This window comes from Paracoccus sp. T5, from assembly GCF_048538155.2.
Classification (GTDB): domain Bacteria; phylum Pseudomonadota; class Alphaproteobacteria; order Rhodobacterales; family Rhodobacteraceae; genus Paracoccus.
The window spans coordinates 238843-252404 of record NZ_CM135809.1; the positions used below are offsets into that span (position 1 = coordinate 238843).

Consider the following 13562-nt stretch of genomic DNA (forward strand, 5'->3'; position numbering starts at 1 on the left):
GATGCGGGGGGTCAGCCCTTCAGGATGGCTGCCAGTTCGGCCTTCTTTTCGGCCACCAGGGCCGCGTCGCCATCCGCCTCGACGTTCAGGCGAACCACCGGCTCGGTGTTCGACTTGCGCAGGTTGAAGCGCCACGTGCCAAAGTTCAGCGACACGCCGTCCAGATCGTCGCGGCTGTCGGCCTTGCCCTCATAAGTCTCGATCAGCCGCGCGATGGCCGCATCCGGATCCTCGATCGTGTAGTTCGTCTCGCCCGAGGACGGATAGAGCCGCATCCGCTCGGACAGCAGCTCGGCCAGGGTCTTGCCCTTGCGGGACAGCAGTTCGATCATCAGCAGCCAGGGGAGCATCCCGCTGTCGCAGTAATAGAAGTCGCGGAAATAATGGTGGGCCGACATCTCGCCGCCATAGATCGCGCCGACATCGCGCATCTTGCGCTTGATGAAGGCATGGCCGGTCTTGCTGACCACGGCCTCGCCGCCGGCCTCCTCGATCATGGCGCGGGTGTTCATGATGACGCGCGGGTCATGCACGATCTTCTCGCCCGGCGACTTTTCCAGGAAGGCGGCGCCCAGAAGGCCCACGATGTATTCGCCCGGAATGAAGCGGCCGTTCTCGTCGAAGAAGAAGCAACGGTCGAAATCGCCGTCCCAGGCCACGCCCAGGTCGGCCTTCTCCTCGATCATTTTGGCGACGGTGGGGGGCTGGTTCTCGTCCAGCAGCGGGTTGGGGATGCCGTTCGGAAAGCTCGAGTCCACATCATGGTGCATCCGAACAAAGGTCAGCGGCGCGCCGCGGCGTTCCAGCTCGGCCGCGATGGCGTCGAAGGTGGGACCGGCGGTGCCGTTGCCGGCATTCACCACGATCTTCATCGGCTTCAGGGCTGCCACATCCACGAAATCCGCCATGCGGCTGGCATATTCCGCGCGGGCATGGCTGAAATCGGTGACGCTGCCCTTGCTGGCCGGGGCAAAGTCGCCGCTGGTCGCCAGCTCCACGATCGGCGGCAGTTCCGTCGCCGGGTCCAGCGGCGCCGAGCCGCGGCCCACGATCTTCATGCCGTTGTAGTTGATCGGATTGTGCGATGCCGTGACCTCGATCCCACCATCGGTGTCCTGGTTGCCGGTGTGGAAATAGACCTCCTCGGTGCCGGCCAGGCCCAGGTCCAGTACGTCGGCGCCGCCATCCGTCAGCCCCTCGATCAGCGCCTTGGCCAGTTCGGGCGAGGATTCGCGGCTGTCGCGGCCGACCACGACCCGCTTTGCCTGGCGGGCCTGCGCAAAGGCGCGGCCGATCCGGTAGGCCACGTCGGGGTCCAGGTTCTTGCCCAGCTCGCCACGCACGTCATAGGCCTTGAAGCAGGTGATCTCGCGCCTGCCCAGCTGATCTTGTCCGGTCATTGGGTTCTCCGATTTATTTGCATCAGCGCTAGCAGGTTCAAGCCGGAATTCAAGGCATGGCGCCCCCTGATCGGCAGCCTGCAACCTTGGGCGGAGGTGACGGCCGGCGAATTTGGCGCTAGAGACATGCCACTGCCAAGGAGAGACCGATGGACGCCAAAGCCCTGATCGCCGCCTATTACGATGCCTTCAATGCCGGGGACACCGACCTGATGCTGGCCATGGTTCATGACCAGGTCGAGCATCACGTGAACGAGGGCCAGATCCGCAAGGGCAAGGACCTGTTCGCGTCCTTCAACGCGCATATGACCGAAAGATATCGCGAGAACCTGACAGACATGGTGATCTTTGCCAACGAGGCCGGCGACCGCGCCGCGGCCGAATTCGTGGTCAACGGCACCTATCTGAAGACCGACGAGGGCCTGCCCGAGGCCAAGGGCCAGACCTATCGCCTGCCGGCCGGCGCCTTCTTCACCATCCGCGACGGCAAGGTCGCCCGCGTGACGACCTATTACAACCTCGCGGACTGGATCGCACAGGTCAACGCATGAGCGTGACGACGCGCGTCCTGACCGGCGATGCGCTGGCCGCGGCGCTGGACGATGTCGCGCGTCTGCGCATCTCGGTCTTTCGCGACTTTCCCTATCTCTATGACGGAGATGCGGATTACGAGCGCGATTACCTGAGGGCCTATCAGTCGCCGGGCGCCGTGGTCGTGGCGGCGCTGGACGGCGACCGCATTGTCGGCGCCGCGACCGGCGCGCCGATGTCCGACCATGCCGCCGATTTTGCCGCCGCCTTCGCGGACCGGCCCGAGCCCTTGGACCAGATCTTCTACTGCGCCGAATCGGTCCTGCTGCCCCAGTATCGCGGGCAGGGCATCGGGCATGCCTTTTTTGACGCGCGCGAGGCGCATGCCCGCGACCTGGGGCTGCGCCATTCGGCCTTCTGCAGCGTGATCCGCCCGAAGGACCATCCCGCGCGGCCCGAAGGCTACCGCCCCCTGGACGAATTCTGGCGCAAGCGCGGCTATCAGCCCCTGCCGGGGGTGATAGCCCAGTTCGCCTGGAAGGACCTGGGCGAGGCCGAGGAAACCGACAAGCGCCTGCAATTCTGGATGAGAGAACTGTGAAGATTGCCGCCGCCGCCTATCCCATCGACTGGTTCGAGGATTTCGACGCCTATCGGGCCAAGCTGACGCGCTGGGTGCAGGACGCGCAGGGCGCCGACCTGCTGGTCTTTCCCGAATACGGGGCGATGGAACTGGCATCCCTGGGCGGCCCTGCGGTGGCCGGCGACCTGGAGGCCAGCCTCCATGAGGTCGCACGCCATTGGCCACATGTCGAGGACCTGCACCTGCAGCTGGCCCGCGACCACGGCTGCCATATCCTCGGCGCCTCGGGGCCGGTCTTCGAAGGCGGGCGTCCGGTGAACCGGGCGGTGCTTTACGGTCCGGACGGGCGCATCGGCCACCAGGACAAGCAGATCATGACCCGGTTCGAGCGTGAGGATTGGGACGTGACCGGCGCGCCGGGCCTGCGCATCTTCGACACGGCGCTGGGTCGGATCGGCGTCCTGATCTGCTACGACAGCGAGTTTCCGCTGCTGGGGCGGGTCCTGGCCGAAGCCGGGGCCGAACTGCTGCTGGTGCCCAGCTGCACCGATACCGTGGCAGGGTTTCACCGCGTCCGCATCGGCGCGATGGCCCGCGCGCTGGAAAGCCAATGCGTCGTGGTCCAGGCCCCGACCGTGGGGGCCTGCGACTGGATGCCCGCGCTGGACGAAAACCGCGGCCGGGCCTCGGTCTATGGGCCGCCGGACGGGTTCTGGCCCGAGACGGGGATCATCGCCGAAGGCGGGATGGACCAGCCGGGATGGGTCTTGGCCGAAGTGGATCTGGCGCGCGTCCGGCAGAGCCGGACCGAAGGCGCGGTGCTGCCCTATGCCCATTGGCCGGAGCAGGAACGCAGTCGATTGGTCTAGGGCACAGCCGGAATTTACCAATCATTAACCCGATTGTGCTTTAACCGGCTGCACAAGCGCTCATATCCTATGGCCATGTTGTATATCACCGACACCATCGCCATTGAGGAATGGGAGCTGTCCGAACAGTTCACCCGGTCACAGGGACCGGGCGGGCAGAACGTGAACAAGGTCGAGACCGCGGTCGAGCTGCGGTTCGAGGCGGCGCGCTCTCCCAACCTGACGGATGCGGTCAAGCGGCGGTTGCAGCGGCTGGCCGGGCGGCGCTGGACGCAGGGAGGCGCGGTGCTGATCCTGGCGCAGGAAACGCGCAGCCAGGCCCGCAACCGCGAACTGGCGCGCGAGCGGCTGGCCGAGCTGATCCGGCAGGCCCTGTCGGCCCCCAAGCGCCGGATCGCCACGCGCCCGACCCTGGGCAGCCAGCGGCGGCGGCTGAAGGCTAAGACCGTGCGGGGCGAGGTGAAAACCCTCAGGGGCAAGGTAGATGACGCCGAATGAAGCTGTGGCGCCGATCCCTCCAGATGCTGCTGGGTCGCCGGCCGGCGGCGATGCAGGTGGGTGCCATCTGCCGCGACCCGGTCAGCGGGCAGGTGCTGTTGATCACCAGCCGTGACACGGGACGCTGGGTGATCCCCAAGGGCTGGCCCATGGAAGGCCGCACCCTGGCCGGCGCCGCAGCCCAGGAGGCCTGGGAAGAGGCCGGGGTGCGCGGCCGGATCGCGGACCAGGAACTGGGCCGCTACCACTACGACAAGGCGCAGGAGCAGGGCTTTTCCGTCCCGGTCGAGGTGCGGGTCTTTCTGCTGTTCGTTGACAGCCGCGCCGCCAATTTCCCCGAGGCTGACCAGCGCCACGCCCGCTGGTTCACGCCCGCCGAGGCGTCCGACCAGGTGGCCGAAGCCGGCCTGAAGCGCATCCTGATCTCGCTGGAAGATCTGCCCCTGCCCGACCCCTCGCGGCCTGCATGAGCGGCCGCGCCACTTTCCGCACGCTCGACAAGGACCTCGGCCGGATCACCCATGCCGAGGTCGCGCAGATGCACGCCTTTCGCCCGGTCTGGCGGCTGGGCCTGTCGGTCCTGTGCCTGGTGGGCGGGCTGCTGCTGATCATGGCGCTGTCGGACGCGGCCCCCGCCATGCTGACGGTGGGTGCCGGGCTGATCGTCGCCGGCTGGCTGGGGATCGCGATCGGGTCGAACGACGTCGCCAACTCTCTGGGACCTGCGGTGGGGGCGGGGGCCATTGGCCTTCTGCCCGGCCTGATCCTGGTGGCGCTGGCCGGGCTGGCGGGTTCAGTCCTGGCGGGGGACGAGGTGACGGACCGGCTGGCGCGGGGGGTGGTCGAACTGGCGCCGCTGTCCGGCGCGGCAGAGATCCCGATGGTGATGCTGGCCGCGCTGATCGCCGCGGCGACCTGGATCACGCTGGCGACCGGCATCGGGCTGCCCGTCAGCACCTCGCACTCGATCGTGGGGGGCATCGCGGGGGCGGGCGCTGCGGCCTTGGGCCTGCAGGCCGTGGCCTGGGGAACCCTGGGCATGATCGCCTCGGTCTGGGTGGTGACGCCGATCGTGGCGGGCGTGCTGGCCGGTGGCCTGCTGATGCTGCTGCGGCTGAAGGTGCTGGAGGCCGAGGATCGCGGCCGTGCCGCGCTGCGCTGGCTGCCGGCCCTGGTGGCGGCGATGGGCGGGCTGTTTGCGGCCTATGTCATGCTGCTGCTGCGGCTGCCGTCGCTGGCCTTGCCGGTCGCGGCCGCCGCGGCCGCGGCCAGCTATGCCAATACCCGGCGGAACGTCCTGGAGGAACTGGCCCAGCATCCGCGCAAGCCGGGGGTCAAGCGCCTGCTGCGCCCGGCGCTGCTGACATCTGTTGTCATCATGGGCTTTGCCCACGGCGCCAATGATGTCGGCAATATCGCAGGCCCGCTGTCGGTGATTTTGCGGGGGCGCGTGATCGAGGGGCAGATCGGCCTGGTGCCGACGCTGGTCCTGATCGGCGCAGGCCTCTCTATCGCCGCGGGGACGCTGTTCTTCGGGCGGCGGCTGGTGAACATGGTCGGCAGCGGCATCACCCGGCTGAACACCGGGCGCGCGTTCTGCGTGTCGCTGGCGACGGCGGTCACGGTCCTGACCGCCTCGGGCTTCGGGCTGCCGGTTTCGACCACCCATGTGGCGGTGGGCGGCATCTTCGGCGTGGGCTTTGCGCGGGAATGGCTGGACCGCCGCAGGGACCGCCGCCCCGAGGCGCTGCCGGCCGAGGAGACCCGCCGCCGCATCCTGATCCGGCGCAGCCACGTGGTCACCATCATGGCGGCGTGGCTGGTCACCCTGCCGATCACCGGCCTTCTGGGAGCGCTGACCAGCGTGCTGGTCCTCTGGGTTGCGGCGCCCTGATCAGACGGTGACCGGTTCCGCCGCCTGCTCGCCCACGCCGAAGACCCGCTTGTAGCGCGCGATTTCGTCGGCCGGGCCGGTGGCCTTGGCGGGATTGTCGGACAGCTTGACGGTGGGACGGCCGTCCGCCGCGACCGCCTTGCAGACCAGGCTGAAGGGCGCCAGCCCGTCGCCCGGCACCAGCCCGCGAAAATCGTTCGTCAGCAGCGTTCCCCAGCCAAAGCTGACCTTCACGCGGCCGTGGAACTGCCGGTGCAGCGCCATGATGCGCTCGACGTCCAAGCCGTCGGAAAAGATGATCAGCTTGCTTTTGGGATCCTCGCCCCGGTCCTGCCACCAGCGGATGGCGGTTTCGGCGCCCGTGGCCGGGTCGCCGCTGTCGATGCGGATGCCCGTCCAGCCGGCCAGCCAATCCGGCGCCCCGGCCAGGAAGCCCTCGGTGCCATAGGTGTCGGGCAGGATCATGCGCAGGTTGCCGTCATGCTCCTCGTGCCAGTCGGCCAGGACGTCATAGGGCGCGCGCCGCAGCGCTGCGTCGTCATCGGCCAGCGCGGCATAGACCATCGGCAGTTCATGCGCATTGGTGCCGATCGCCTCGATGTCGCGGCGCTGTGCGATCAGGCAGTTCGACGTGCCGATGAAGCGCTGGCCCAGGCCCTCCATCATCGCCTGCACCGCCCAGTCCTGCCACAGAAAGCTGTGCCGCCGGCGGGTGCCGAAATCGGCGATGCGCAGGTCCGGCAGGACGCGCAGCGCCTCGATCTTTTCCCACAGGCGCGTCATGGCGCGGGCATAGAGGACCTGCAGCTCGAACCGGCCCAGGTCGCGCAGGACAGCGCGGGACCGCAGCTCCATCAGGACCGACAGGGCCGGGATCTCCCACATCATGACCTGCGGCCAGGGGCCCTCGAAGGTCAGCTCGTACTGGCCGTCGCGCTTTTGCAGGTGATAGGGCGGCAGGCGCATCCCCTCCAGGAACTCCATGAAGTCCGAGCGGAACATCTGGCGCTTGCCATAGAAGGTGTTGCCGCGCAGCCAGGTGCTTTCGCCCCGCGTCAGGGACAGGCTGCGCACATGGTCCAGCTGTTCGCGCAGCTCGCCCTCGTCGATCAGGTCGGCCAGGCGGACCGAGGGGCTGCGGTTGATCAGGCTGAAGGTCACCGACGTGTCGGGCCGGTTGCGGAACACCGACTGGCACATCAGCAGCTTGTAGAAGTCGGTGTCGATCAGCGACCGGACGATCGGGTCGATCTTCCATTTGTGGTTGTAGACGCGCGTGGCGATATCGACCATCTGTGCTGATCCTTCGGCATTTTTCCCTTGGTGCCCGGATCGGACAGGGGGCGCAAGCCCAGGGATCAGGCCAGATCGACCCCGGCCTGCCGCATCGCGTCACGCGCCGCGGCCAGGCTGCCGTCCAGGTCGATCGCCCGGCAGGCCTCTTCGACAACCCGTGCCCGGAACCCCAGCCTGGCGGCGTCAAGCGCGCTCCAGGCCACGCAAAAATCATGGGCCAGCCCCACGAAGCTCAGCTGCTGCAGGTCGCGGTCGCGCAGATAGCCGGCAAGGCCGGTGGGGGTCGCCTGATCATTCTCGAAAAAGGCCGAATAGCTGTCGATGCCGGGACGAAAGCCCTTGCGCAGGATCAGGTCGGCCCGCGTCACGTCCAGGTCGGGATGAAAGCCCGCGCCCGCCGTGCCGATCACGCAATGCGCGGGCCACAGGACCTGCGGGCCATAGGGCATCTGCACTTGGTCAAAGGGCTTTGCGCCCGGATGATTGGGGGCAAAGCTGGCGTGATCCGCGGGATGCCAGTCCTGGGTCAGGATGACCGCATCGAAATCGCCCATCATGGCGTTGATCGGGGTGACCAGCTGATCGCCGCCCCCGACCGCCAGCGCGCCACCGGGACAGAAATCGACCTGCATGTCGACGACGATCAGGGCATGGGGCATGGCAGTCTCCGGCAGGGTGGGTGCCAGTAAGGCAAGCCGGGCGGGGCAGGGTCAAGTCCCGTGATGAAAATCTCGGGCGCGGCCGTGGCGGCGACTGCGCCGGTGCGATAAGTGCAACCAATTCTGCGCAGCCAAGGAAAAGGACGCATCCGATGGGCATCAAGGACGATCTGCACCATCCCGTCGAGCATGACGAGAACGAAGCCCCCCTCCGGTCCGCCGCGATGACCTGGGGCCTGCGGGCCCTGGGCCTGGTTCTGGCGGGGCTGGTCTGGTGGCTGCTGGGCGGGCAGCAGGATCTGTCGCCGGATGCGCGGGTCGTGGCCGCCATCGGCACGCTGATGGCGGTCTGGTGGATGACCGAGGCGATCCCGCTGTCGGCCACCGCGCTGTTGCCCATCGTGCTGATCCCCGCCCTGACAGAACGCACCGTGGGCGAGACGACGCAGCCCTATGCCAGTTCCATCGTGTTCCTGTTCCTGGGCGGCTTCCTGATCGCCATCGCGATGGAGAAATGGCACCTGCACACGCGGATCGCGCTGCTGACGCTGCGCAAGGTCGGCGTGGCGCCGCGCCGGATCGTGCTGGGCATGATGCTGGCCACGGGCTTTCTGTCGATGTGGGTGTCGAACACGGCGACCACGCTGATGATGCTGCCCATCGGCCTGTCGGTCCTGTCGCTGGTGGTCGAACGCGGCTCGCGCCAGGACGGCGCGGCGGCGGGCGAGGCGATGGCGGGCGGGGCGGCGATCACCGATGTGGTGCGCGACCCCGATATCAGCGCCTTCGGCGTCTGCCTGGTGCTGTCCATCGCCTGGTCGGCCTCGATGGGCGGCCTGGGCACGCTGCTGGGCAGCCCGCCCAATGCCATCGTGGCGGGCTATGCCGCGGATGAACTGGGCCGCAACATCGGGTTTCTGGAGTGGATGATGCTGGGCACGCCGCTGGCCTTCATCTTCATCATCCTGGGCTGGCTGCTGATGACCCGCGTCCTTTACCGTTTCGACCTGCCCGAGATCCCGGGCGGGCGCCAGATGATCGAGGAGCAGGTCCGCGACCTCGGCCCCCTCAGCCAGGGCGAGCGGATGGTGCTGGCGGTCTTTCTGGGCGCGGCCTTCCTGTGGGTCGTGCCGGGGCTCCTGACCTCCATCCCCGGCGTGGGCGATGCGGCCCCCTGGCTGGACAGCTTTGACGACACCGCCATCGCCATCGGGGCAGGCCTCGTGATGTTCCTGCTGCCGGGGCGCGGGCGGAACCAGATGGTGCTGGACTGGAAGGATGCCGAACGCGGACTGCCCTGGGGCGTGCTGCTGCTGTTCGGCGGCGGCCTCAGCCTGGCCTCGGCGGTCGCGTCCTCGGGCCTGGACAGCTGGTTCGGCCAGCAGGTGACGGGTCTGGGCGCGCTGCCCATCGTGCTGCTTGTCGCGGCGGTGGTGACGATCATCCTGTTCCTGACCGAGGTGACGTCAAACACCGCCACGGCGGCCACCTTCATCCCGATCCTGGGCGGCGTCGCGCTTGGCATCGGCGTGGACCCGATGACGCTGCTGATCCCGGCCGCGCTGGCGGCGACCTGCGCCTTCATGCTGCCGGTGGGCACGCCTCCGAACGCCATCGTCTTTGGTACCGGCACGGTCACGATCGCGCAGATGGCGCGCGGCGGGGCGGTGCTGAACGTGGTCGGCGTGGTGCTGATCACGCTGCTGACCTGGCTGCTGGGCGGGCTGGCCCTGGGCCTGACCTTCTGACGGCGGGTCTTGCCTGCCACGGCGCGGCCCGCTAAGGCCGCGCCCATGCTGACCGTTGCCGCACTGTATCATTTCGCCCGTCTTCCCGACCCCCAGGCTTGCCAGGGGCCGCTTCTGGACCTGTGCCGGGCGCAAGGCCTCTGCGGCACGCTGCTTCTGGCGCCCGAGGGCGTGAACGGCACCATCGCGGGGTCGCAGGCAGGGATCATGACGGTGCTGGACCACATCCGCGCCTGGCCGGGCTTTGCCGCGCTGGACTGGAAGGAAAGCACTGCCGAGACGCCGCCCTTTGCCCGGATGAAGGTCCGGCTGAAGCGCGAGATCGTGACCATGGGCCAGCCCGACGTGGACCCCACCGCCGCCGTCGGCCGCTATGTCGCCCCCGCCGACTGGAACGCGCTGATCGAGGCGCCTGATGTGGCCGTCATCGACACGCGCAACGATTACGAGGTGCAGATCGGCAGCTTTCAGGGCGCCGTCGATCCGGGCACTAAGAGCTTTCGCGACTTTCCGGCCTGGTGGCAGCAGAACGCCGAGCGATTCCAGGGAAAGCGTATCGCGATGTTCTGCACCGGCGGCATCCGCTGCGAGAAATCCACCAATTACCTGATCTCGCAGGGCGTGGAGGAGGTCTATCACCTCCAGGGCGGCATCCTGAAATACTTGGAGGAGGTTCCCGCCCAGGACAGCCGCTGGCAGGGCGAGTGCTTTGTCTTCGACCAGCGTGTCAGCCTGACCCATGGCCTAAGCCAAGGGCGGCACGGGTTGTGTCACGCCTGCCGCCGCCCCTTGGCGCCCGAGGATCGCGCACGCCCCGAATTCGAGGAGGGCGTCTGCTGCCATCGCTGCGCGGAGGAATATTCCGCCGACGACCGCGCCCGTTTCCGCGAGCGCCAGCGCCAGTTCGACCGCGACGCCTGATCAGTTCTGCGCGCCCACGCCGCCCGCCGCGATGGCCGCCATGTTCAGGATGTCGCTGACGGTGGAGTTGGTCGAGCAGATCTGGATCGGCCTGGACACGCCCGTCAGGATCGGCCCGATGACCGTGGCCCCCGCCATCTCCTGCATCAGCTTGACCGAGATCGAGGCCGAATGCCGCGCCGGCACGACCAGCACGTTGGCGGGCGCAGTCAGGCGGCTGAACGGGTAACGCGCGGCGGCCTCGGGGTTCAGGGCGACGTCGACGGTCATCTCGCCCTCGTATTCGAAATCGGCACCACGGCGGTCCAGCACCTTGGCCGCCTCGGCCATCTTGATCGCGCGTTCGCTGACCGGATAGCCGAAGTTCGAAAAGGACAAAAAGGCCACGCGCGGATCGAGACCCAGGCCCCGCGCCACGGCCGCGCCGCGGGTGGCGATGTCGGCCAGATCCTCGGCTTCGGGCCATTCATGGACCAGCGTGTCGCCGATCAGCACGATCCGCCCCCGGTGCAGGACGGCCGTGATGCCCACCGCCCCGTCCTGGGGCCGCACGTCGAAGACATGGCCGATCTGGGCCAGCACCGGCGCGTTCTTGCGCGTGGCCCCGGTCACCAGCCCGTCGCCATGGCCATGCGCCAGCATCAGCGCCGCAAAGATGTGGCGATCGCGGTTGGCCAGCTTGGTCGCGTCCTCGCGGTCGACACCCTTGCGCTGCAGGCGCTGGTAGAGGAACTGGTGATAGGCCTCCATGTGGCGGCTGTTGGCGGCGTTGATCACGCTGATCTCGCGGAACGCATCGCCCATGCCCAGTGCCTGAAGCTCGGCCTTGACCTCGGCCTCGCGGCCGACGACGAGCGCCTGGCCCATGCCGCCGCGCTGCCAGGCGACGGCGGCGCGCAGCACGCGCGGGTCGTCCCCTTCGGCAAAGATCATCCGGGCCTGTTTCTGGCGCGCGCGGGCATGGATGCCCTGCAGGATCGCCGCCGTCGGGTCCATGCGGTTCTTCAGCGACTGGACATAGCCCTCCATGTCGATGATCGGGCGCCGCGCAACGCCCGTGTCCATGCCCGCGTGGGCCACGGCGGGCGGCACGACATGGATCAGGCGCGGGTCGAAGGGCGTCGGAATGATGTAGTCGCGGCCGAACTGCAGCTTGCGGCCATAGGCGATGGCGACCTCGTCGGGGACATCCTCACGCGCCAGCCGGGCCAGGGCCTCGGCGCAGGCGATCTTCATCTCGTCATTGATGGCGCGGGCATGGATGTCCAGCGCCCCGCGGAACAGGTAGGGAAAACCCAAAACATTGTTGACCTGGTTCGGGTAATCGCTGCGGCCCGTGGCCACAATGGCGTCGGGGCGGACGGCATGGGCATCCTCGGGCGTGATTTCCGGGTCGGGGTTCGCCATGGCGAAGATCACCGGGTTGTCGGCCATGCTGGCGACCATGTCCTGGGTCACGGCCCCCTTGGCGCTGACGCCCAGGAAGACGTCGGCGCCCTTCATGGCGTCCTCCAGGCTGCGTGCGTCGGTCACGACCGCATGGGCCGATTTCCACTGGTTCATGCCCTCGGTCCGGCCCTGGTAGATGACCCCCTTGGTGTCGCACATGATGCAGTTCTCGTGCCGCGCGCCCATGGATTTCAGCAGCTCAAGGCAGGCGATGCCCGCAGCCCCTGCGCCGTTCAGGACGATCCGCACGTCCTCGATCCGCTTGCCTGACAGTTCCAGCGCGTTCAGCAGGCCGGCGGCGCAGATCACCGCCGTGCCGTGCTGGTCGTCATGGAAGACCGGGATGTCCATCAGCTCCTTCAGGCGCTGCTCGATGATAAAGCATTCGGGCGCCTTTATGTCCTCCAGGTTGATGCCCCCGAAGGTCGGGCCCATCAGCTTGACGGCGTTGATGAATTCGTCGGCGTCCTCGGTGTCCAGCTCCAGGTCGATGGCATTCACGTCGGCGAAGCGCTTGAAGAGGACCGCCTTGCCCTCCATCACCGGCTTGGAGGCCAGCGCGCCCAGATTGCCCATCCCCAGGATCGCGGTGCCGTTCGAGATGACGGCGACCATGTTGCCCTTGGTCGTATAGTCATAGGCGGTTTCCGGTCGGTCGGCGATGGCCTGCACCGGCACCGCGACGCCCGGCGAATAGGCCAGCGACAGGTCGCGCTGCGTGGTCATCGGGGTGGAGGCGACGATGTCGTATTTCCCCGGCCGCGGCTCCATGTGATAGGCCAGCGCCTCTTCGGGGGTGATGCGGGTGCGGCTGGTCTTGTCGGTCATGGGGTCCCCCGGAACTGGTCTGGGGACTGCTTAACGCGACGGTCCCGGTGCGGCAACGCGCATGGGGTCGGAGAGGCACCAAAAACTCCCGGAAATGACCGGCCGCGCCGTCAGATCGTGACCTTGACGAAGCTGTCGCGCAGGGCGGCGGACCAGGCGGCGCTCATCCGGGCGAAATCGGGGTCGCCGTCCAGGATGCGCCGCCGCGCGGTCACGCGGCAGGCGTCGCGCTCGATCACCGCCAGGTCCAGCGGCATGCCGACGGACAGGTTCGACCGCAGGGTCGAATCCATCGACAGCAGCACCGCCTTCTGCGCATCGGCCAGGCTGGTCGCGGGGGTTACCACCCGGTCCAGGATCGGCTTGCCATACTTGTGCTCTCCGATCTGCAGGAAGGGCGTGTCCTCGGTCGCCTCGATGAAGTTGCCCTCGGGATAGATCAGGAACAGGCGCATGTCGCCGCCGCGTCGCTGGCCCCCGACGATCATGCTGGCCGAGGCCTGCTGTTTCAGGTCGCGGAACTGGTCGGCGATGTCGCGGCGGGTGCGGGACAGGGTGTCGCCGATGATCGTGGCCACGCGCAGCATGGTCGGCGCCTTGAGGATCGAGGTCGTCTCGTCCGCCAGGTCGTCCTCGATCGCCTCCTCCAGGCGGGCGATGGTGGTCTGGGTGACCGAAAGCGAGCCCGCGGTCATGATGGTGATGACGCGTTCGTCCCGGTTCCCGAAGAAGAACATCTTGCGGTAGCACGAGATGTTGTCCAGCCCGGCATTGGTGCGGGTATCGGACAAAAGCACAAGCCCGGCATTCAGTTTCAATCCGACGCAATAGGTCATTGCCAGGTCTTCCCGTTCCATGTCCGGCAGGCAGGCTAGGGCCTGCGCGC

At 67.8% G+C, this 13562-nt stretch carries 13 protein-coding genes; 8 read left to right on the plus strand and 5 right to left on the minus strand.

Features of this window, described 5'->3' with window-relative positions:
- Positions 1 to 11: 11 nt before the first annotated feature.
- Positions 12 to 1400: a phosphohexomutase domain-containing protein gene (locus ACNR9W_RS01170; protein WP_419268742.1), complete on the minus strand. Its 1389-nt coding sequence runs from the start codon at positions 1398 to 1400 to the stop codon at positions 12 to 14.
- Positions 1401 to 1549: 149 nt separating this feature from the next.
- Between ACNR9W_RS01170 and ACNR9W_RS01175 the strand changes: the two genes are divergently transcribed.
- The 6 genes from ACNR9W_RS01175 to ACNR9W_RS01200 all read left to right on the plus strand — a co-directional run bounded on the left by ACNR9W_RS01175 (position 1550) and on the right by ACNR9W_RS01200 (position 5775).
- Positions 1550 to 1951 carry a ketosteroid isomerase-related protein gene (locus ACNR9W_RS01175; protein ID WP_419268743.1) on the plus strand — a complete coding sequence of 134 codons (402 nt, stop codon included), beginning with the start codon at positions 1550 to 1552 and terminating at the stop codon, positions 1949 to 1951.
- Positions 1948 to 2532 carry a GNAT family N-acetyltransferase gene (locus ACNR9W_RS01180; protein ID WP_419268744.1) on the plus strand — a complete coding sequence of 195 codons (585 nt, stop codon included), beginning with the start codon at positions 1948 to 1950 and terminating at the stop codon, positions 2530 to 2532. The genes ACNR9W_RS01175 and ACNR9W_RS01180 overlap by 4 nt, the downstream gene beginning before the upstream one ends.
- Positions 2529 to 3383: a carbon-nitrogen hydrolase family protein gene (locus tag ACNR9W_RS01185; RefSeq protein ID WP_419268745.1), complete on the plus strand. Its 855-nt coding sequence runs from the start codon at positions 2529 to 2531 to the stop codon at positions 3381 to 3383. Before ACNR9W_RS01180 ends, ACNR9W_RS01185 begins: the two co-directional genes overlap by 4 nt.
- Before the next feature lie 75 nt (positions 3384 to 3458).
- Entirely contained in the window at positions 3459 to 3881 is a 423-nt protein-coding gene (gene arfB / locus ACNR9W_RS01190) for an alternative ribosome rescue aminoacyl-tRNA hydrolase ArfB (RefSeq protein WP_419268746.1), read from the plus strand.
- A complete protein-coding gene (locus ACNR9W_RS01195; protein ID WP_419268748.1) occupies positions 3878 to 4351 on the plus strand; it encodes an NUDIX hydrolase in 474 nt (157 codons plus the stop codon). Before arfB ends, ACNR9W_RS01195 begins: the two co-directional genes overlap by 4 nt.
- Complete coding sequence (locus ACNR9W_RS01200) at positions 4348 to 5775, plus strand: inorganic phosphate transporter (protein WP_419268749.1); 1428 nt, start codon at positions 4348 to 4350, stop codon at positions 5773 to 5775. The genes ACNR9W_RS01195 and ACNR9W_RS01200 overlap by 4 nt, the downstream gene beginning before the upstream one ends.
- Here the strand turns inward: ACNR9W_RS01200 and pncB are convergent, their stop codons facing one another.
- Both pncB and pncA read right to left on the minus strand, forming a co-directional pair.
- Entirely contained in the window at positions 5776 to 7068 is a 1293-nt protein-coding gene (gene pncB, locus ACNR9W_RS01205) for a nicotinate phosphoribosyltransferase (RefSeq protein ID WP_419268750.1), read from the minus strand.
- A gap of 65 nt (positions 7069 to 7133) precedes the next feature.
- Positions 7134 to 7730, minus strand: coding sequence for a bifunctional nicotinamidase/pyrazinamidase (pncA, locus tag ACNR9W_RS01210; protein ID WP_419268751.1), 597 nt, complete (start codon positions 7728 to 7730; stop codon positions 7134 to 7136).
- 152 nt (positions 7731 to 7882) lie between these two features.
- On the opposite strand from pncA, the gene ACNR9W_RS01215 reads away from it, so the two are divergent.
- On the plus strand, positions 7883 to 9478 hold the full coding sequence (locus ACNR9W_RS01215) for an SLC13 family permease (RefSeq protein ID WP_419268752.1): 1596 nt from the start codon (positions 7883 to 7885) through the stop codon (positions 9476 to 9478).
- Between the two features lie 45 nt (positions 9479 to 9523).
- Positions 9524 to 10399: an oxygen-dependent tRNA uridine(34) hydroxylase TrhO gene (gene trhO / locus ACNR9W_RS01220; protein ID WP_419268753.1), complete on the plus strand. Its 876-nt coding sequence runs from the start codon at positions 9524 to 9526 to the stop codon at positions 10397 to 10399.
- Here the strand turns inward: trhO and ACNR9W_RS01225 are convergent, their stop codons facing one another.
- Both ACNR9W_RS01225 and ACNR9W_RS01230 read right to left on the minus strand, forming a co-directional pair.
- Positions 10400 to 12676, minus strand: coding sequence for an NADP-dependent malic enzyme (locus tag ACNR9W_RS01225; protein ID WP_419268754.1), 2277 nt, complete (start codon positions 12674 to 12676; stop codon positions 10400 to 10402).
- A 110-nt stretch (positions 12677 to 12786) separates the two neighbouring features.
- Positions 12787 to 13512 carry an Ntn hydrolase family protein gene (locus ACNR9W_RS01230; RefSeq protein ID WP_419268849.1) on the minus strand — a complete coding sequence of 242 codons (726 nt, stop codon included), beginning with the start codon at positions 13510 to 13512 and terminating at the stop codon, positions 12787 to 12789.
- Positions 13513 to 13562 lie beyond the last annotated feature (50 nt).